Source organism: Nonomuraea sp. IBHARD001 (assembly GCF_056106265.1).
Genome location: NZ_JBWBBW010000002.1, coordinates 7,255,209 through 7,274,305, shown reverse-complemented (window position 1 = coordinate 7,274,305; position 19,097 = coordinate 7,255,209). Strand labels below are relative to the sequence as shown.

At 72.4% G+C, this 19,097-nt stretch carries 16 protein-coding genes; 13 read left to right on the top strand and 3 right to left on the bottom strand.

The features are described from left to right. Positions 1-105: 105 nt before the first annotated feature. Positions 106-759: a response regulator gene (locus ACTWNK_RS34685; RefSeq protein ID WP_474309135.1), complete on the bottom strand. Its 654-nt coding sequence runs from the start codon at positions 757-759 to the stop codon at positions 106-108. An 89-nt stretch (positions 760-848) separates the two neighbouring features. On the opposite strand from ACTWNK_RS34685, the gene ACTWNK_RS34680 reads away from it, so the two are divergent. The 3 genes from ACTWNK_RS34680 to ACTWNK_RS34670 all read left to right on the top strand — a co-directional run bounded on the left by ACTWNK_RS34680 (position 849) and on the right by ACTWNK_RS34670 (position 5,045). Then, entirely contained in the window at positions 849-1,523 is a 675-nt protein-coding gene (locus ACTWNK_RS34680; protein ID WP_474309134.1) for an ABC transporter ATP-binding protein, read from the top strand. Then, on the top strand, positions 1,520-3,457 hold the full coding sequence (locus ACTWNK_RS34675; protein WP_474309133.1) for an FtsX-like permease family protein: 1,938 nt from the start codon (positions 1,520-1,522) through the stop codon (positions 3,455-3,457). Before ACTWNK_RS34680 ends, ACTWNK_RS34675 begins: the two co-directional genes overlap by 4 nt. A gap of 136 nt (positions 3,458-3,593) precedes the next feature. Further along, the gene (locus ACTWNK_RS34670; RefSeq protein ID WP_474309132.1) at positions 3,594-5,045 is read left to right on the top strand and encodes a sulfatase family protein; all 1,452 of its coding nucleotides are present in this window, start codon (positions 3,594-3,596) and stop codon (positions 5,043-5,045) included. Here ACTWNK_RS34670 and ACTWNK_RS34665 read toward each other — a convergent pair. Further along, on the bottom strand, positions 5,007-5,759 hold the full coding sequence (locus ACTWNK_RS34665; RefSeq protein WP_474309131.1) for a FadR/GntR family transcriptional regulator: 753 nt from the start codon (positions 5,757-5,759) through the stop codon (positions 5,007-5,009). The two genes, ACTWNK_RS34670 and ACTWNK_RS34665, sit on opposite strands and share 39 nt — an antisense overlap. A 78-nt stretch (positions 5,760-5,837) precedes the next feature. Between ACTWNK_RS34665 and ACTWNK_RS34660 the strand changes: the two genes are divergently transcribed. From ACTWNK_RS34660 to ACTWNK_RS34650, 3 genes are read left to right on the top strand one after another with little or no spacing between them, the layout of a single operon-like run. Then, positions 5,838-6,548 carry a (Fe-S)-binding protein gene (locus tag ACTWNK_RS34660; protein ID WP_474309130.1) on the top strand — a complete coding sequence of 237 codons (711 nt, stop codon included), beginning with the start codon at positions 5,838-5,840 and terminating at the stop codon, positions 6,546-6,548. After that, the gene (locus ACTWNK_RS34655; RefSeq protein WP_474309129.1) at positions 6,548-7,954 is read left to right on the top strand and encodes a lactate utilization protein B; all 1,407 of its coding nucleotides are present in this window, start codon (positions 6,548-6,550) and stop codon (positions 7,952-7,954) included. The genes ACTWNK_RS34660 and ACTWNK_RS34655 overlap by 1 nt, the downstream gene beginning before the upstream one ends. Then, entirely contained in the window at positions 7,941-8,516 is a 576-nt protein-coding gene (locus ACTWNK_RS34650; protein ID WP_474309128.1) for a LutC/YkgG family protein, read from the top strand. Before ACTWNK_RS34655 ends, ACTWNK_RS34650 begins: the two co-directional genes overlap by 14 nt. Positions 8,517-8,602: 86 nt before the next feature. Here ACTWNK_RS34650 and ACTWNK_RS34645 read toward each other — a convergent pair whose 3' ends face one another. Continuing rightward, positions 8,603-9,595 (bottom strand): baeRF2 domain-containing protein, encoded by a 993-nt coding sequence (locus tag ACTWNK_RS34645; protein WP_474309127.1) that lies wholly within the window; start codon positions 9,593-9,595, stop codon positions 8,603-8,605. 103 nt (positions 9,596-9,698) lie between these two features. Between ACTWNK_RS34645 and ACTWNK_RS34640 the strand changes: the two genes are divergently transcribed. The 7 genes from ACTWNK_RS34640 to ACTWNK_RS34610 all read left to right on the top strand — a co-directional run bounded on the left by ACTWNK_RS34640 (position 9,699) and on the right by ACTWNK_RS34610 (position 19,023). Beyond that, the gene (locus tag ACTWNK_RS34640; protein ID WP_474309126.1) at positions 9,699-10,796 is read left to right on the top strand and encodes a GNAT family N-acetyltransferase; all 1,098 of its coding nucleotides are present in this window, start codon (positions 9,699-9,701) and stop codon (positions 10,794-10,796) included. 53 nt (positions 10,797-10,849) lie between these two features. After that, entirely contained in the window at positions 10,850-12,040 is a 1,191-nt protein-coding gene (locus ACTWNK_RS34635) for a bifunctional cobalt-precorrin-7 (C(5))-methyltransferase/cobalt-precorrin-6B (C(15))-methyltransferase (protein WP_474309125.1), read from the top strand. Between the two features lie 81 nt (positions 12,041-12,121). Further along, a complete protein-coding gene (locus ACTWNK_RS34630; RefSeq protein WP_474309124.1) occupies positions 12,122-12,973 on the top strand; it encodes a sirohydrochlorin chelatase in 852 nt (283 codons plus the stop codon). A gap of 75 nt (positions 12,974-13,048) precedes the next feature. Further along, positions 13,049-14,125 (top strand): nicotinate-nucleotide--dimethylbenzimidazole phosphoribosyltransferase, encoded by a 1,077-nt coding sequence (cobT, locus tag ACTWNK_RS34625; protein ID WP_474309123.1) that lies wholly within the window; start codon positions 13,049-13,051, stop codon positions 14,123-14,125. A 55-nt stretch (positions 14,126-14,180) separates the two neighbouring features. Continuing rightward, positions 14,181-15,413, top strand: coding sequence for a uroporphyrinogen-III C-methyltransferase (cobA, locus tag ACTWNK_RS34620; protein WP_474309122.1), 1,233 nt, complete (start codon positions 14,181-14,183; stop codon positions 15,411-15,413). Further along, on the top strand, positions 15,410-17,338 hold the full coding sequence (locus ACTWNK_RS34615) for a dynamin family protein (protein WP_474309121.1): 1,929 nt from the start codon (positions 15,410-15,412) through the stop codon (positions 17,336-17,338). The genes cobA and ACTWNK_RS34615 overlap by 4 nt, the downstream gene beginning before the upstream one ends. Next, positions 17,335-19,023 carry a GTPase gene (locus tag ACTWNK_RS34610; protein WP_474309120.1) on the top strand — a complete coding sequence of 563 codons (1,689 nt, stop codon included), beginning with the start codon at positions 17,335-17,337 and terminating at the stop codon, positions 19,021-19,023. The genes ACTWNK_RS34615 and ACTWNK_RS34610 overlap by 4 nt, the downstream gene beginning before the upstream one ends. Positions 19,024-19,097 lie beyond the last annotated feature (74 nt).

Genomic DNA, 19,097 nt, shown 5'->3' with positions numbered 1-19,097 from the left:
ACGACTGTCGCGTGCCTCTTCGACGGGGTAAAGCGCATGGATCTCTCCCCCCGTGCATGCGCTGCGGGACCTGAATCACTTGTATCCCGCCGGACCCCTCTCTAATCAGCGCACCACGCCGGACTCCCACGCCCATGCGGCGATTTCCACACGATTACGGGCACCGAGCTTCCCCTGAATGCTCCCCAGATGTGTCTTCACCGTCGAAAGCGAGACGAAGAGCTCGGCGGCCACCTCCTGGTTCGTCCGGCCCCTGGCCACCAGCCGGACGACGTCGAGCTCGCGCTCGGTCAGCGGATCGGCAGGCTGCGCGCCGCCGACACCGGCTCTGGGCTGGGCCAGATGCTGCAGCAGCCGTACCGTCACCGAGGGCGAGACCAGCGCGTCACCGGCCGCCGCCGCCCTGATCGCCTCGATGAGCAGCGTCGGCCCGCTGTCCTTGAGCAGGAACCCGGCGGCGCCGGAGCGCAGGGCGCCGTAGACGTACTCGTCGAGGTCGAACGTGGTGACGATGACGACGCGCATCGGGTTCTCGACGCCGGGCCCGGCCAGGATCCTGGTCACCTCGAGGCCGTCGAGCCTGGGCATGCGGATGTCGAGCAGGCACACGTCGGGCCGCAGCCGCCTGGCCGCCTCGACGGCGGCGGCGCCGTCCGGGACGGCCGAGACGACCTCCATGTCCGGCTGGGCGTCGAGGATCATCTGAAATCCCGTGCGCACCAGCTCTTGGTCGTCGGCGATCAGCACCCGAATAGTCACGGCCCCCACTCTAAGATCAGTCGTTCGGCCGATGGGAACCGGACACCCGGCCGATCCTGCGTGCCCGCCGTGCGGGAGAGGCTCGGCACATGAACGAAGTACTCTCAGGCAGGGCGCTGGTGAAGAGGTTCGGCGCGACCGTGGCGCTGGACCATGTGGACCTGTCGATCGGCCGGGGCGAGGCCGTGGCGATCATGGGACCGAGTGGATCGGGCAAGTCGACCCTGCTGCACAGCCTGGCCGGGATCATGAAGCCGGACGCGGGCGAGGTGCACCTGCTCGGCGCCCGCATCGACGCCATGAGCGAGCGCGAGCGCAGCGCCCTGCGGCGCACCAGGTTCGGATTCGTCTTCCAGTTCGGCCAGCTGCTGCCGGAGCTGCCCGCCGACGAGAACGTCGCCCTGCCCCTGATGCTCGGCGGCGTGAGCAGGAGCAAGGCGGTCGGCCAGGCCCGCGACTGGTTCGCGCCGCTCGGCCTGGCCGGGATGGAGACGCGCAGGCCGGGCGAGCTGTCGGGCGGCCAGGCCCAGCGGGTGGCGATCGCCAGGGCACTGGTCACCAGGCCAGCCGTGGTGTTCGCCGACGAGCCGACGGGCGCGCTCGACCAGACGACGGGCCACGACACCATGCGGCTGCTGGTCGAGGCCACCAAGCACAACGGCGCCGCGCTCATCGTGGTGACGCACGACCCGAACGTCGCCCGCTGGTGCGACCGCACGGTCGAGGTCCGCGACGGCAGGCTGGTCAGCGGGGTGATGGTGTGAACCTGCTCAGGCTGAGCTGGCGCCTGCTCAAAGGCGGCGGGCGCAAAGGCGCGCTGGGCACCGCGCTGACCCTGGGCGCGGTCGCCGTGTCCGCGATGCTGCTGATGTTCGCCGTCGCGGTCAACTTCGCCTTCGACGGCAGGGCCGAACGCGGCGCCTGGCGCAACCCGGTCGCCGCCACGAAGAACGCCGTCGCGATCGAGGCCCTGGCCTACGACCACGTGCGCGGCCTGCCGATCACCGTCGTCGACCTGGCCGCGCTCAAGCCGGGCGTGACCCCGCCGCCCGGCCTTGCGCGCATGCCCGCGCCCGGCGAGGTGTGGCTGTCGCCCGCGCTGGCCGCCCTGGCCCGTGAGCTGCCCGCCGACCACCTGGCCGCCAGGTACGGCAAGGTGACGGGCCTGCTCGGCGAACAGGCCCTGGTACGGCCGGGCGAACTGGTCGCGGTGCTGGGCCGTGCGCCCGGCGACCCGGCGCTGGCCGCCTCGCGCTCCGGCGACTGGCTGAGGGGCGCCTCCCCGACGAAGGTGGCCTCGCTCGCCGGTGAGCCGACCGAGGACGCGCGTGCCTACCAGGCGCTCGGGATCGTCGCCACGGTGCTGATGGTGGTGCCGCTGCTGGTGTTCGGCGGGGCCGCGGCCCGGCTCACCGTCGCCCGCCGCGACCAGCGACTGGCCGCGTTGCGCCTGGTCGGTGCGACGCCTGGACAGGTCGTGTGGATGACCGTGGCCGAGGCCATGATCGTCGCCTTCGCCGGGGCGTCGCTCGGCACCGTGCTCTACGCCCTCGCGGCTCCGCTGCTGGCCGGGATCGAGATCGCGGGCGGCGCCTGGTACACCGCCGATCTGTGGCCGCCGCCGCTCGCCGTCGCCGGGCTGCTGCTGGCCGTACCCCTGCTGGTGGGGTTGTCGGCCGTGGTGGGGCTCAGGCGGGTCGTGGTCAGCCCGCTGGGGGTGGCCAAGCGGCAGACGCCTCCCGGGATGCGGGCGGTCAGGCTGCTGATGCTGGTGGCGGCGCTGGCCGCGGTGCCCATGCTCGGGATGGGCGTCGGGGTGGGCGTGATCGCCGTGGTCGTCGGCGGGGCGTTCCTGGCGATCAATGTGGCCGGGCCGTGGGTGGTCGGCGTGATCGGCCGGATCACCGCGGGCACGGCGAGGCGACCGGCCATGCTGCTGGCGGGCCGCAGGCTCGTCGACGACCCGCGAGCCGCCTGGCGCACGGTCAGCGGGGTGGCGCTGACCGGATTCGTGGCCGGGTTCATCGGCCTGCTGAGCCCGAGCGACGCGCTCGTGGGCGACCATCCGGCCGACCGGCTGCGGATCGCGGTCCCCGCCGCCCAGGTCGCCACCGTCGCCGAGCGGGCCCGCACGGCGCTGGCCGAGGCCGGGCTCAAGGCGGAGGTGAGCGAGGAGAAGCTCTCGGTCGTCGCCGCTCTCGGCACCGACGACCAGGTCACGGCCGACAGGGCGCGCACCGCGCTCACCGGTCTGGTCCCCGGCGGCGTCGCCGCGAGCGAGGCGGACGAGAACCTCTGGGGCGCCACGATCATCGGCGACGTGCGCACCGGCACGATCGTGGTGCTCTCGGTGTCGTTCCTGGTCGCGATCGCCAGCGCCGGGATCACGGCGGCCTCGTCCATCCTGGACAGGCGGCAGACGTTCGCCCTGCTGCGCCTGGCGGGCACGCCGCTTGAGGTGCTGGACCGGGCGCGCAGGGCCGAGACCGTGATCCCGCTGACCGTGATGGGCGGCGGCTCGATCGCGGTCGGCATGGCGGTGGCCTCGCCGTTCGTCATCGGCTCGATGGACGTCAGCGGCGCGCTCACCCTGCTGGTCTGCGTCACGCTGGGCTTCGCGGGCGTGCTCGGCGCGGGCGCGCTGAGCAGGCCGCTGCTGCGCTCGGTCACCGAGAACCCGGCGCCCAGGCCCGACTGAGCCGCCCGCCCGTTCGCGGTGTCCGGGGGCGGAGAAGGAGCGTCTGTGAGATGGTCGGTCGTCATGATGGGCACGTTCCGTAGTGATCCTGTGACTTCGGGTGTCAATCGTCGATCTTCGGGAGAACGTGAACTCTGTGATCAAGAGTCTTCGCCGTCTCGCCTGCCTGCTCCTGGCGTTGTCGCTGGCGTCGCTGTCCGTGCCGTCGGCGCTCGCGCTGCCGGCCGGGCGGGCGGCCCGCCCCAACATCGTCTTCATCCTGGCCGACGACCTGGACGCGGCCTCGTTGCGGCACTTCCCCGTCATCAACCGCGAACTGGTCGCCAAGGGCACCTCGTTCGACCGTTTCTTCGTCACCAACTCCTGGTGCTGCCCCTCACGCTCCTCCATCCTGCGCTCGCAGTACGTCCACAGCCACGGCGTGCTCACCAACACGGCGCCGGAGGGGGGATTCGAGAGGTTCTTCCGGTCCGGCCTCGAGCGCTCCACGCTGGGCACCTGGATGAAGGCCGCCGGGTATCGCACCGGCCTCATGGGCAAGTACCTCAACCACTACCCGGGCGGCGTCACCCAGCCCACCCACGTGCCCGAAGGCTGGGACCAGTGGGCGGTCCCCGTGCGCAGGCTCTACGAGGAGTACGACTACACCCTCAACGACAACGGCGCCCTCAGGACGTACGGCACGGCCCCGGGCGACTACCTGGCCGACGTGCTCACCGGCAAGGCCGTCGACTTCATCGCCGGCAAGGACGATTCGCCGTTCTTCCTCTATCTCGCGCCCATCGCCCCGCACCTGCCCGCCGCGCACGCCGCCAGGCACGCGGGCGCGTTCGCCGAGGCCAGGGCGCCCAGGGGCAAGGCGTTCGACCAGGCCGACCTCAAGCGCGAGCCGCAGTGGCTGCGCGAGCGCCCCAGGCTCGACGCCAAGGCCGAAGCGAAGATCGACAAGCGCTACCGCAACCGGATGCGGGCCATGCTCGGCGTCGACGACATGGTCGCGGCCCTGGTCAAGGCGCTCACCGAGAGCGGCAAGCTGGACGACACCTATCTCGTGTTCGCCTCCGACAACGGCTTCCACCAGGGCGAGCACCGGCTGGCCCAGGGCAAGACCACACCGTTCGAGGAGGCGATCAGGGTGCCGCTTGTCGTCAGGGGGCCGGGCGTGCGCGCCGGGCGCACGGTCTCGGCGCTGACCTCGACCGTCGACCTCGCGCCGACGTTCGCCGCGATCGGCTCGGGCGTGCCGCCGCTGTTCGCCGAAGGCAGGTCGCTGCTGCCGTTCCTGCGTGGCGACCGGGTGGACAGGTGGCGGCGCAACATTCTGGTGGAGTTCACCCGGCCTGCCCAGAAGGCGTCGGCCGCGCAGACGCCGGTGCCCGCCTATGCCGCCCTGCGGACCGAGCGGCATACGTTCGTCCGTTACGCGACGGGGGAGCACCAGCTCTACGACCTGGTCAAGGACCCGCACCAGCTCCGCAACGTCTACAAGGGCGCCGATCGCTCGCTGATCCGCAACCTGCGCCTCAGGCTGAACCTCATGCAGCTGTGCTCAGGCCCCGGCTGCCGTGTCACCGACCAGTTCCACTGACCCGGTCACCGCGCCCGGCGCTTTGTGGTCCGGGTAGGCGCGGGCGAGGTGCGAGGCGACGGCACGCGCCGCCTCGGCCTCGTCCCCGGCCCGCACGGCGGCCAGGATGCGGGCGTGGTCGGCGCGCAGGCCCTCGGTCGTGCCGAGCCGCTCGACCGCCCGCACCGCGTGCTTGCGCACGGCCTCGCGCAACGAGCGCATCACGGCCGCGACCAGCCGGTTGCCCGACGCCTCCGCGATGGCCACGTGGAAGGCCGTGTCGTGCTCGACGAACTCCTCGGCCGAGGTCGAGGCGTCCATGGCGGCCAGAGCGCGCTCCAGCGCCGAGGTGTCGGCGCCGAGCCCGGCGGCCCGGCCCGCCGCCCACTGCTCGATCATCAGCCGCGTGTCGACGACCTCGTCGAGGGAGAGGCTGGCCAGGCCGAGGTGCAGTCTGAGCAGGTCGGTGAGCGCGCTGTCCGGCCTGGCGACGAGCACGGCGCCCGCGTCCGGCCCCCTGCCCGCCTGGGAGGCCACCACGCCGAGCGTCTCCAGCACGCGCAGGGCCTCGCGCACCGACGAGCGGCCGACCTGGAGCTGCTCGGCCAGTTGGCGTTCGGGGGGCAGCCGGTCGCCGGGGGTGAGGCCGTCCTCGACGATGCGCCGTTCGATCTGGGCGAGCACGTCCTCGAACGTGCGCTTCTTCTTGACCGGCTGCCAGGCGTTGGCCGTCACGGCGTCCCCTCTTGTCCGATGTGTATGGTCTGACCATACTGTGGTCTGACCATTCATGGCCATCGGAAAAGGACAACCGTGCGCGTAGCCCTGTTCATCACGTGTGTGAACGACACGCTCTTCCCCGGGACGGGGCGTGCGGTCGTGCGCCTGCTGCGGCGGCTCGGCTGCGAGGTCGACTTCCCCTCGGCCCAGACGTGCTGCGGGCAGATGCACGTCAACACCGGCTACCGCGAGCAGGGCGTCAAGCTCGCCAGGCACTTCGCCGACGTCTTCGACGGCTATGACGCGATCGTCGCGCCGTCGGGCTCGTGCGCGGCGATGGTGCGCGAGCAGTACCCGAGGCTCGACGCCGAGCGCACGGCCGGGGTGGTGGCCAAGGTGTACGACCTGTCGGAGTTCCTCATCGACGTGCTCGGTGTGAGCGACGTCGGGGCGAGCTTCCCGCACCGCGTCACCTACCACCCGACCTGCCACTCGCTGCGCGGCCTGCACCTGGGCGACCGGCCCGCCAGGCTGCTGGCCGAGGTACGCGGCCTGGACCTCGTGCCGCTCGGCGGGGCCGAGGAGTGCTGCGGGTTCGGCGGCACGTTCGCACTCAAGAACAAGGCCGTGTCGGCCGCCATGTGCGCCGACAAGATCCGCAACGTCGTGGACACCGGCGCCGAGGTGCTCTGCGCGGCCGACAACTCCTGCCTGATGCACATCGCGGGCGCCATGCGCCGCCAGAACAACGGAGTACGCGTCATGCACCTGGCCGAGATCCTCGCCACCACGGCGGCGCCCTGATGGCCGGATCCACCTTCCTCGGCATGCCGGGCCCCTTCCCCGCCAACGCCGAACGAGCCGTGGGCGATGCCCAGCTGCGCCGCAACCTGCGCAAGGCCACCCACACCATCCGGGGCAAACGCGCGGGCGTCGTCGGCGAGCTGCCCGACTGGGCCGAACTGCGCGAGGCGGGCAGGCAGATCAAGGACCACACCCTGCGCCACCTCGACACCTACCTGGTGCGGATGGAGGAGCAGGTCGTCAGGGCGGGCGGGCACGTGCACTGGGCACGCGACGCCGCCGAGGCCAATGCGATCGTCACGGCGCTGGTCAAGGCGACGGGCGAGCGCGAGGTGGTCAAGGTCAAGTCGATGGCCACCCAGGAGATCGGCCTCAACGAGCACCTGGCCGCCGAAGGCGTCACCGCATACGAGAGCGACCTGGCCGAGCTCATCGTGCAGCTCGGCGACGACTTCCCCTCGCACATCCTGGTGCCCGCCATCCATCGCAACCGGGCCGAGATCCGCGACATCTTCCTCAGCAAGATGGGCGAGTGGGGCAGACCGGCGCCCGAAGGGCTGGGCGACGAACCCGCGGCGCTGGCCGAGGCCGCCAGGCTGCACCTGCGCGAACGCTTCCTCTCCGCCAAGGTCGCGATCTCCGGCGCCAACTTCATGATCGCCGAAACCGGCACCCTCGTCGTCCTGGAGTCGGAGGGCAACGGGCGGATGTGCCTGACGCTGCCGAGGACGCTCATCAGTGTGGTCGGCATCGAGAAACTGCTGCCCGCCTGGCGCGACCTGGAGGTCTTCATGCAGCTGCTGCCGCGCAGCTCGACCGGCGAGCGCATGAACCCCTACACCTCCACCTGGACCGGCGCCGCCGAAGGCCAGGACTTCCACCTCGTGCTGCTCGACAACGGCCGCACCGGCGTGCTCGCCGACGAGACGGGCCGCCAGGCGCTGCGCTGCATCCGGTGCTCGGCCTGCCTCAACGTCTGCCCCGTGTACGAACGCGCGGGCGGCCACGCCTACGGCTCGGTGTACCCCGGGCCGATCGGCGCCATCCTCACGCCCCAGCTGCGCGGTATGTCCACGCCCATGGACGCCTCCCTGCCCTACGCCTCCACCCTGTGCGGCGCCTGCTACGAGGTGTGCCCGGTCGCCATCGACATCCCCGAGGTCCTGGTCGACCTGCGGGCCAAGGTCAGGCATCCCGTGGCCGAACGCGCCGGGATGGCCGTGGCCGGATGGCTGTTCGGCGACCAGGCCCGCCTGACGCGCGCCCAGCGCCTGGCCACGCGCCTGCGCTCTTTCGTGCCCGATCGGCTGCCCGGACCGCTGTCGGCGTGGACCGAGACCAGGGACCTGCCGGAGATCCCGCAGGAGTCGTTCAGGGATTGGTGGCTCAAGCATGAACGCCCGTGAGGAGATCCTCGCCAGGATCAGGCAGGCCGTCGCACACGCGCCCGACACCGGGATCGTCCGCGACTACCGCACGACGGGCCCGGCCGAAGGCCTGGTCGAGCTGTTCGCCGAGCGCGTCGGCGACTACCGCGCCGCCGTGCACGTCGTGCCCGAGGCCGACCTGCCCGCCACGCTGCTCAGGCTCTCGCAGGGCAGAGGACTGATCATCCCCGAGGGCCTGCCCGAGTCCTGGCGCGTGGCACGGCCGCTGACCGAGGCCGACCTGATGAGCGCCGACGGCGTGCTCACCGGCTGCGCCGCCGCCATCGCCGAGACCGGCACCATCATCCTGGACACCGGCCCCGGCCAGGGCGCACGGGCGCTCACCCTCGTGCCCGACTACCACCTGTGCGTGGTCGCCTCCCCCCAGATCGTGTACGGCGTGCCGCAGGCGCTCGGCCGCCTGGACCCCGCACGCCCGCTCACCTGGATCAGCGGCCCTTCGGCGACGAGCGACATCGAACTCGACCGCGTCGAGGGAGTGCACGGTCCGCGAACCCTGGAGGTCGTCGTGACCGTCTGACCTCGTCGCCGTTCAGAGGCGGGGCACCGCGGCTCGACCCTGGGCGGCGCCTCGGCGCGCCCGCGCTGGTCCGACCCCGTCGCCGTTCAGAAGCGCGGCACCGCGGCCACCCCGCCGAGCTCGGGTGCGAACCACAGCTCGGTGTCCGTCATCGCCGCGGCCCTGGCCAGCGCCGAGTCGGCGCGCTCGACCACCGGCGCGGCCACCCCGCGTCCTCCCAGCAGCACGGCGGCGTCCGGCGCCACCTGGACCGCCCCGGGCCCGATCCACACCGGCACGTCCAGCTCGCCCGGCGTCAGCAGCGCCTGCGCCCTGCCCTCGCGCAACGCCAGCACCGAGGGCCACATGCCCCGGTGACAGCCCGCCTCGCACACCCGGCCGAGCAGATCGGCGCGCCGCCTGTCGATCCAGTCGTCGAGGGCGGTCTCCACACCGCGCTCAAGGCCCTCGCCGTCCCGCCCGGCCGCCTCCACCATCACCACGCGATCGGCCGAACGGGTGGTCAGCCTGTCGCAGAGCACCGACCTGGCCCTGGGGCCGCCCGCCACCAGGACCAGTTCGGCGTCGGTCCGCCTGACCTGCTCGTCCACCTCCTGCGCGACGGCGGCGGCCTGGGCCTGCCTGGCGGCTTCGAGGCCGAGCGCGTAACGCCGGTGCGAACGGCCGCCCTGGCCGGTGCACCGGATCGGCCGGTCGGAGGCGGGAAGCGCCGTGTGCCTGGGCGCGGCTCTGCCGTACGCGCTCACCCGGGTGACGGCGCGCTCCAGCAGGACGCGGACGTGCGGCACGTTCTCGCCGCGGCGCAGCAGCAGCGGGGTGATCAGCGGGAGGGGCGAGCGGTGCACGAGGTCGCGGCCGGGCGGGGCGAGCAGGCGTTCGGCGTGTACGACCTCGCCTTCGGCGGCGAACAGCGCGTGACCGGGCGCCGGTTCGGCCACGGCCTCGTCCAGGGCGGCGAGCGTGTCGCCCGGCAGAGCGCCCAGCCGCCCGCGCAGCTCGGGCCAGCCGTGCCCGCCGACGTAGACCGAGACGAAGGGGCCTCTGCGTTCGTACATCGGCCTGAAGAAGTCCAGTCTCACCTCGCCACCCGTCCTCCCGTCCGGCAGGAACCGCCCCTACCCGGCAGGAGGCGGGACAACCCGTCGTAGTCTTCGGCTGAGATCGGGATGTCCTGGGAGAGACATGAGCGCTTTCGAGCCCGGCGTGCGCATCACGACGCCACGCCTGGTGTTGCGGCCCTTCGGGTCCGAGGACGCCGATCGCATCAGGGCGATCGTGCGCTCGGGCGTCGGCTTCCTGCCGCCGGGCGCGCCCACGCGTGCCGCCGACACCGAGCGCTGGCTGGCCACGGGCGTGCACGAGTTGCGGCGTTCCGGCCAGGGCATGCACCTGGCCATGACCGACGGGGACGGTCTCGTCATCGGCGCCGTCAGCCTGTTCAGGACGTCGTGGCCAGGCGGCACCACCGAGATCGGCTACGGCGTGCACCCCGTCCACAGGGGCAGGGGATACGCCTCGGAGGCGGCCAGATCGCTGGTCGCCTGGCTGTTCGCCGTCACCCCGCTCGAACGGGTCGAACTACGCGCCGCCGCCGACAACCTGGCCTCCCTCAGGGTGGCCGAGAAGGCCGGGTTCACCCGGGAGGGCGTGCTGCGCGGCGCCGAGCACGGCGAGGCGGGACGGCGTGACCTGGTCGTCTTCGGCAGGCTGCGCGGCGACTGCGGCGAAGGCGGGGCCGTCGCCGAGATCTTCCCCATGGAGGAGATCCACACCGGCAGGCTGCTGCTGAGGCGCTACGCCGAGTCCGACGTGCCCGCCCTGGCCGCCACCGGGGCCGACGAGCTCACCCAGGCCCGCACCGGCCTGCCCCGCGGCTACACCGAGGCCCAGGCCCGCCTGTACGCCCTGACGACGGCCGAGCAGCACCGCATGGCGGGCGACGGCATCGTCTGGGCCGTGGAGGAACGTGCCACGGCACGCTACGCGGGCAACATCGAGCTCAAGGCGGCCGACTGGGCCAACGGCTCGGCCGAGATCGGCTACATGGCCGCGCCCTGGGCCAGGGGCAACGGCTTCACCGGCGAGGCGGTCCTGGGCGTGGCCCGCTGGCTGTTCGGCAGGCACGGCTTCCAGCGGCTCGTCCTGCGCGCCGCACCCGCCAACGAGGCCTCGCAGCGGGTCGCGTACAAGGCCGGGTTCACCAGGGAGGGCGTCGCCAGAGGCGTGCACAAGGGCGGCGACCTGGTCGTCTACAGCCTGCTGCCCGGCGACCTGGAGTGAGGCTGGTGTGATCGGCGTCGAGCCGTCAGGCTGAAGGGGAGGCGGGAGGCGCGATGATCACGGTGATCGGGTGGGACGGTTCCGGGCTGCCGGAGCGGGCACGAGACCTCGTCGCGAAGGCGGCCCTGCTCACCGGCCCCCCGCACCTGCTCGGCCGGGCGAGCGCCCCGGACGCGGGCGAGGCGGTGCCGGCCGTGGGCGAGCAGGCCCTGCTCGGTGTGCTCGACGAGCACCTGGAACGCGGCGAAGGGCACGCGGTCGTGCTCGCCGACGGCGACCCCGGCTTCTTCGGCGTGCTGCGCGCCCTGCGGGCCCACGGCATCAAGCCGTGCGTGCTTCCCGCCCCGTCGCTGGCCACCCGGGCCTTCGCCGCCGCCTGCCTGCCGTGGGACGACGCGCTCGTCGTCGCGCCCCGCGGCCCCGAAGACCTGCGCAGGGCCGTCAACGTCTGCCGGGCCAGGCCAAAGGTCGCCGTGCTCGCCGTCGACGGCATCGGCCCCGGCGAGCTGGCCAGGGAACTGGCCCCGACCACGCCACGCGCCCTGATCGTCTGCGAGGACCTCGGCGGACCCGCCGAACGCGTCTCGCACTCGCGGATGGGCGAGGCCACGACCAGGCCCTGGCACCGGCCGGACGTCGTGCTGGTCCTCGACCCGCTGCACAAGGCGGCCGGGCGCGGCTGGCTGGCGGGCGGAGGGCCAGGCCCGGCCGAATGGGCGCTGCCGCTGCGCCAGGAGCGACCGGCAGAGGTACGCGCCTTCATCCTGGCCAAGCTCGGCCCCAGGCTCGGCGACCTGGTCTGGGACGTGGGCGCGGGCACCGGCGAGATCTCGGTCGAGTGCGCCAGGCTCGGCGCCGCCGTCGTCGCCGTCGAACGCGACCAGGCCCGCTGCGACCTGCTGCGCGCCGACGTGCTGGCCCACGGTGTGAAGGTCGCGCTCACCAAGGGTCAGGCGCCTCCCGCGCTCGAACCGCTGCCCGACCCCGACGCCGTCTTCGTGGGCGGTGGCGGGCCGGACGTGATCGCCGCCTGCGCCGCGCGGGGGCCGCGTTCGCTGGTCTGCACGCCCGCCTCGCTCGAACACGTGCCCGCCGTACTCGATCTTCTGCGGTTGCACGGGTATCGGGCCGAGGGCACGCAGATCCAGGCGTCCAGGCTGGTCGTCAGGGCCGACGGGTCGCACGCGCTGGTGGCCGCGGATCCGGTTTTCGTCCTGCATGCTGTGCCACATCACGTAGTGTGACCTGTCGCGAACCCCTGGGCATCGGATATCCTCACTCGTCTTGTCTAGGTAGCCCCAGGTCAAAGCCGTGGAGATCCCTACATGAAGCCCCCGCTCCTGCTCATCGGGCAGGGCTCGAACGACGACACCGGCGCCGCAGAGTTCGGCAGGTTCGTACACAGGCTCCGCTGTCGGCTCGACCAGACGGCCGCCGACGTCTCAGGCGGCTACCTGGAGAAGTCGAGGCCGAGGCTGAGCGACTCGGTCGCCTCGCTGGTCGCGAGGGGGCACCACCGCCTCGTCGCACTGCCGCTGAGCCTCGGCAAGGCGGGCGAGGAGTACCCTTCGGCGCTCGCCCTGATGGCCGAGCGGCACCCCACGCTGATGTACGACTACGGCAGGCCGCTCGGGCCCGACCCCCGCGTGCTGGCCCTGCTGGCCGACAGGCTCGCCGACGCCGCCGCCGAGATCCCCAGGCTGCGCCCGCTCGAACTCCTCGCCGAGCCGAGGCCGAGACCCAGGCTGCGCGCCGTGCCCTCGGTGCCGGTCGAGGAGCCCTCGCAGCACGTCGAGCCGGCCGAGACCGCGGTCGTCCTGGTGGGGGAGGGCTCGACCGATCCCGTCGCCAACGCCGAGATCCATCGGGTGTCGCGGCTGTTCTGGGAGACGCACGCCTACGACTTCATGACGGTCGAGACCGCGTTCGTCTCGCTGACGCCGCCAGGAGTGCCGGGCGGCCTCGAACGGTGCCGCAGGCTCGGCGCCAAGCGCGTGATCGTCGTCCCGTACCTCCTGTTCGCCGGTGGGCTGCTGGAGCGGGTCTGGGGGCAGGCGCTGTCCTACGGGGCCGGGCATCCCGAGCTCGACATCCGGTGCGCCGAGGTGATCGGCGACTGTGAGACGCTCGCCGACGTGGTCATCGACCGCTACGAGGAGGCGCTGCGCCCGGCTTAGCCCGGCTCGGCTCGCGTTATCGTTATGGCTGGAAATCATGGGATTTCCCGTGTGATTGGCCTAGGAGGCCGTCGAATGCCCGCCGGGACGTTGCTGGCCGAGACCCTGTCCGCGATCCGCCCCGCAGACGCGGCGGCGCTCGCCGAGGCGAGAGCGCACCAGGACAGGCTGACCAAGCCGCCAGGCGCACTGGGCGTGCTCGAAGACGTCGCGATCCGCCTGGCCGGGGCCGCGGCCCTCTCGCCGCCGCCGATGCCCGAGCCCGCCGCCCTGGCCATCTTCGCCGGTGACCACGGCGTGCACGCCCGAGGCGTGAGCCCGTGGCCGCAGGAGGTCACCACCCAGATGGTGGCCAACTTCCTGGCCGGAGGCGCGGTCGCCAACGCCTTCGCGGCCCAGGTCGGCGCGACGGTCACCGTGGTCGACGTCGGCGTCGCCACCGACCTGGACCCGGCCCCCGGCCTGCTGATCCACAAGATCGGATACGGCACCGCCGACCTGTCCGCCGGTCCCGCGATGAGCGGCGAACAGGCCGTGGCCGCCGTCGAGGCCGGCATCGCGGTCGCCGCCTCCCTGATCGACGACGGCGCCCGCTGTCTGGTCACCGGCGACATGGGCATCGCCAACACCACCGCCTCCGCCGCCCTCATCTGCGCCTTCACCGGCCGCGACGCGGCCTCCGTGACCGGCAGGGGCACCGGCATCGACGACGCCACCCACGCCCGCAAGGTCGCCGTCGTCCGCGAGGCGCTCGCCGTCAACACGATCACGGCCGACAGCGACCCCTGGAAGGTGCTGAGCGCGCTGGGCGGGTTCGAGCACGCGGCCATCGCCGGGTTCGTCCTGGGAGGCGCCGCACGCCGGGTGCCCGTCATCCTGGACGGCGTGATCGCGGGAGCGGCCGCACTCGCGGCTGCCGCCATCGCGCCCGCCGCCGCCGACCACTGCGTCGCCGGACACCGCTCGGCCGAGCCCGGACACGCCGCCGCGCTCGACCACCTGGGCCTCAGACCGCTGGTCGACCTCGAACTGCGCCTGGGCGAAGGCACCGGCGGCCTGCTCGCGCACCCGCTGGTGTGCGCGGCCGTACGGGTGATGCACGAGGTGGCGACGTTCGACTCGGCGGGCGTGTCGGAGAAGCAGGAGACGTGACCCGGTAGGTTTACCTACCAACACACCATTCTTCGCGAACGGGAGATTCGGCGACATGGGCCCCTACCTCCTTGGCCTGCGGCTCACAGGCCGCAGGGTCCTCGTCGTGGGCGGCGGGAGGGTCGCGCAGCGGCGGGTTCCCGCGCTGCTCGAAGCGGGCGCGGAGGTCGTCATCGTCTCCACCAGCGTCACCCCCGCCCTCGACGACCTCATCGCCGCCGGACGAGTCACCTGGCAGGCACGCGCCTACCAGGAGGGCGACTGCGACGGCGCCTGGCTGGTCCAGGCCTGCACCAGTGACACCGCGGCCAACGCCGCCATCGCGGCCGAGGCCGAGTCCAAGCGCGTCTGGTGCGTACGCGCCGACGACAAGGACGCCTCCGCCGCCTGGACGCCCGCCAGCGGCAAGGTCGACGAGATCAGCGTCGCGATCACCGCGGGCGGCGACCCCAGACGGGCGGCGGGCATCCGCGACGCGGTCGTCGGCGCCCTGCGCGACGGCACCGTCGACGCCAGGCGCAACCGCACCAAGCCGGTCGGCGTCGCGCTCGTCGGCGGCGGGCCAGGCGACCCCGGGCTCATCACCGTGCGCGGACGCCAGCTCCTGGCCCAGGCCGACGTCGTGGTCGCCGACAGGCTCGCCCCTCGCGCCCTGCTCGACGAGCTCGCGCCCGACGTGGAGCTCATCGACGCGGCCAAGGTGCCCTACGGCAGGTCGCTGGCCCAGGAACGCATCAACGAGCTGCTCGTCGAGCATGCCAGGCAGGGCAAGTTCGTCGTCAGGCTCAAGGGCGGCGACCCGTACGTGTTCGGCAGGGGCGGCGAAGAGGTGATCGCCTGCGCGCAGGCGGGCATCCCCGTGACCGTCGTGCCCGGCATCACCAGCGCGGTCGCCGTGCCCGCCTCCGCAGGGGTGCCCGTCACCCATCGCGGGGTCAGCCAGGAGTTCCACGTGATCTCCGTGCACGTGGCGCCCGACCATCCCCAGTCCACCGTCGACTGGCCCGCGATGGCGCGCTCCAACGGCACGCTGGTGCTCATGATGGCCGTCGAGCGGCTGGCCAAGGTCGCCGAGACTCTGGTCAAAGACGGACGTTCGCCGGAAACTCCCGTAATGGTGGTACAGGACGGTACTCTTCCCACCCAGCGAGCTGTTATCGCCTCGCTGTCCACCGTGGCCGACCGTGTGACAGCGGCTGGTATACGGCCCCCGGCGATCGTGGTCGTCGGCGATGTCGTGAAGGTCGGCCAGGAGGTCGAGATGGTTCGAGCGGAGCGGGTCCCGTGAAATCGGCTGCTGACAACGCCGCCGAGTCCGTCGGCGATGCCGACGAGCCGGTTGAGCACCCCGAGTCGGTGGGGGAACAGACCCTGACCTTCAGTCCCATCAGGGACGCGGAGGAACCTGTCGACGATTCCGTCGACGACGATTCCCCTGAGGCTGAATCCGAGGAGCCTGACGATTCCGAGGAGGATGATGCCCCTGAGGCTGATCCCGAGGAGTCCGAGGACCCCGATGCCCCCGAGGACAGGGTCGTCGAGGAGGAGTTGCCCGACGCCGCGGCCGAGGCGCTGGGCGCCGCGCTGAACGCGTTGCGCGACAGCATCACCGACCTGCATTTCGGCCTGGAGCTCCCCGGCGCCAAGGAGGCACGCCAGGCGCGGGCCGAACTGCTGGCCCAGCTCGGCAACTACGTCCTGCCGCGCGTCAGGCGCAGCACCGCACCCGCCCTCGTGGTCGTCGCCGGATCGACCGGCGCAGGCAAGTCGACCCTGGTCAACACCCTGGCCAATGCGAACGTCAGCAAGACCGGCGTGCGCCGCCCCACCACCGGCACCCCCGTACTCGCCTGCCACCCCGACGACCACCGCTGGTACGCCGAGGGCGACCTGCTCGGCTCCCTGCAGCGCATCGACAGGCCGGGCCCCGACGCCGGGCTCGACGCCCTCGTCCTGGTCCCCACCGAACGCCTGCCCCAAGGCGTCGCGCTGCTCGACACCCCCGACATCGACTCCGTCGTCGAGGAGCACCACGAGATCGCGCACCGCATGCTCGACGCCGCCGACCTCTGGATCTTCGTCACCACCGCCGCGCGCTACGCCGACGCCCCCGCGTGGAAGCTGCTGCGCCTGGCCAAGGAGCGCGGCGCCCGCCTGGCGATCGTGCTGTCCCGCGTTCCCGCCAAGTCGCGCGAGGTCGTGCTCAAGCACTTCGTCAGGATGCTCACCGAGTACGGCATGGGCGAGGTCGACCGGTTCGTCATCGAGGAGACGGAGGTCGACGACGGCAAGCTGCCCGACAGCGCCGTCACCGAACTGCGCCTGTGGCTGGCCGAGCTGTCGGTCGACGACGAACGCAGGACCGAGGCGGTCAACGCCACCCTCGACGGCGTGCTCAACAGCTTCCGTACCCGTGTGCCCGCCCTCGCCCGCCACCTCGAGGCGCAGGTCGCCTTCAGGGGCGAACTGCGCGGCGACGTCGACGCCGCGTACATGAGCGCGCTGCACCAGATCGACGAGGCGGCGGGCAGCGGCGCCCTGCTGCACGGTGAGGTACTCGCCCGCTGGCAGGACTTCGCCGGATCGGGCGACCTCATGCGCACCCTGCACATCGGCAAGCGCCCCAAGGGCTCCCCGAACGCTCCCGAACGCATCATGGCGTTCAAGGCCGCCCTGCGCTCCGGGCTGGAGTCGGTGATCGTCTCGGCGGCCCACAAGGCGGCCGAGGAGGTCGTCGGCCGCTGGACCCGCCGCTCCGAACTCGGCGCGACACTCGGCGCGGGCCTGGAACGGCCCTCCGACGAGCTGGTACGCCGTACGACCAGGGCGGTCGGCGCCTGGCAGGAGCACATGGCCGAGCTGATCCGCACCGAAGGCGTCACCAAGCGCTCGGTGTCGAAGGTCGTCTCGTTCGACGCCGAGTCGCTCTCGCTGATCTTCATGGTCGGCCTGTTCGGCTACGGCTCGTCCGAGGTGGCCGCCGAGAGCGGCACCAGCCAGCTCCCGCAACGCATGGTCCGGGCCCTGCTCGGGGCCGAGTCGCTGCGCGCCATCAGCGCCAAGGCGATGAGCGACCTGCGGGCCAGGGTCGGCATGCTGTTCGACGAGGAATCCCTGCGCTACACCCAGGCCCTCGACTCCGCCGGAATCCCCGACGAGTCGGCAGCGACTCGCCTCTACCAGGCGACGTACAACCTCGAGGTGGCCCGATGAGCCTCTCAGCTTCGCCGTACACCTCGGGCCCCGGCCAGGGCCGCGGACTCGGGGCCGGACGTGCCAAGCCGCCGCTCGGCACGCGTCTGGCGGCGCTGGGCCGCATCGTCGAGCTGGGCAACGGACGCATCGACCCCAAGCTCGTCGCCGAGTCGGGGCAGCTGCTGCTGCGGGCGGGCGACCGGCTCAAGCTGTCGAGCGAGCACACCGTCGTCGCACTCGCCGGCGGCACGGGCAGCGGCAAGTCGTCGCTGTTCAACTCGATCTCGGGCCTCGAACTGTCACCCACCGGAGTACGCCGTCCGACGACCGCGCGTACCCACGCGTGCGTCTGGGGGCTCGAAGGCGCGGCGCCGCTGCTCGACTGGCTGCAGATCCAGTGGCGTCACCGCTTCGCCAGGGCAAGCGCGCTGGACAAGGGCGAGAGCCAGCTGCACGGCCTCATCCTGCTCGACCTGCCCGACCACGACTCCATCCGCGCGCTCACCGACCACGAGGCCGACCGGCTGATCGGCCTGGCCGACCTCATCGTGTGGGTACTCGACCCGCAGAAGTACGCCGACGCCTCCACCCACCGCCGCTACGTCACCGAACTGGCCGGGCACGACGCCGTGACCGTGTTCGTGCTGAACCAGGCCGACAAGCTCACCCAGGAGGACCTCGCCGAGTGCGTGGCCGACCTCGGCGAACTGCTGCGCCGCGAAGGCGTCGACCGGCCCTCCGTCGTGGCCACGTCGGCCCTCAGCGGACGCGGCGTCGACAGCCTGAAGGGGGTGCTCGCCGAAGCCGTCTCGCGTCGCCGGGCCGCCCTGCTGCGCCTGGAGGCCGACCTCGACAGGGTCGACCGCAAGCTCTCCTCGGTCCTGCCTGAATCCGGCGCCCAGCCCGCCCCCGCCGCCGTGGACGCCGCCCGCCGCGTCGGCCTCACCGACGCCCTCTGCGACGCCGTCGGGGTACCCGCCGTCGGCGAGGCCATGGAGAACGGCTACGCCGTACGGTCGGAGGAGTGGGTGGGCTGGCCGTTCGCCCGCTGGGCCCGCCGCCTCGGCCCCGACCCGCTGAAGACCCTGCGCCTGGCCGAGGTACGCGACGAGGTACGCGGCCTGGTCGGCGGCACCGTCACCGCCCAGTCCGCCGAGGTCGCCAACGCCGTCCAGGCCCTGTCCGACGGGCTGTCGGTCGGCATGCACGACACCTGGCGCACCGCCCTGCACGACGCCGCACGCTCCCGCGCGTCGCAGCTGCCGCAGGTGCTGTCCGAGGAGCTGTCGGAGATCGCCCCCCGCCTTGACCGGGTGCCCGGCTGGTGGCGGCTGCTGAAGTACTGGCAGTACCTCCTGGTCGCGGCCTTCACCGCCGCCCTTGTGTGGCTGGTCGTCGGCGTGGTGGTCGGCGTCTTCTCGGTGGGGTCGCTTCCCGCTTCGCTGGCTGTGTTCGGGGATGTGGGGTCGCTTCCCTGGGTGGGGTTGATGCTGGCATCCGTGCTTGGGCTGGGGGTTCTGTCGGCTGTGGCCAGTCGTAACTTCGTGGTGCTCGGCGCTGCGAACGAGCGGGAGAGGCTGGAGCTGGAGATGCGGCGACGGGTGTCGGCGGTGGCGGAGTCACTGGTGATCGAGCCGGTGGAGCGAGAGCTCGTTCGGCACCACGAGTTCTACGCGGCGCTCAGCGGGTTGCAGGGGCGGTAGGTGGGGTTGGTTTTGGGTTTTGGGTTTTTGGGTTTTGGGGGTGGTGTTGGTGGCGGGGGTTTGTGAGTGTTGGG

Bases quoted from the DNA above. Each gene is read 5' to 3' on its own strand.
- ACTWNK_RS34610 (WP_474309120.1), top strand. From the start codon at position 17,335: ATGAGCCTCTCAGCTTCGCCGTACACCTCGGGCCCCGGCCAGGGCCGC.
- ACTWNK_RS34640 (WP_474309126.1), top strand. From the start codon at position 9,699: ATGAGCGCTTTCGAGCCCGGCGTGCGCATCACGACGCCACGCCTGGTG.
- ACTWNK_RS34680 (WP_474309134.1), top strand. From the start codon at position 849: ATGAACGAAGTACTCTCAGGCAGGGCGCTGGTGAAGAGGTTCGGCGCG.
- cobA (WP_474309122.1), top strand. From the start codon at position 14,181: ATGGGCCCCTACCTCCTTGGCCTGCGGCTCACAGGCCGCAGGGTCCTC.
- ACTWNK_RS34650 (WP_474309128.1), top strand. From the start codon at position 7,941: ATGAACGCCCGTGAGGAGATCCTCGCCAGGATCAGGCAGGCCGTCGCA.
- ACTWNK_RS34630 (WP_474309124.1), top strand. From the start codon at position 12,122: ATGAAGCCCCCGCTCCTGCTCATCGGGCAGGGCTCGAACGACGACACC.
- ACTWNK_RS34635 (WP_474309125.1), top strand. From the start codon at position 10,850: ATGATCACGGTGATCGGGTGGGACGGTTCCGGGCTGCCGGAGCGGGCA.
- cobT (WP_474309123.1), top strand. From the start codon at position 13,049: ATGCCCGCCGGGACGTTGCTGGCCGAGACCCTGTCCGCGATCCGCCCC.
- ACTWNK_RS34655 (WP_474309129.1), top strand. From the start codon at position 6,548: ATGGCCGGATCCACCTTCCTCGGCATGCCGGGCCCCTTCCCCGCCAAC.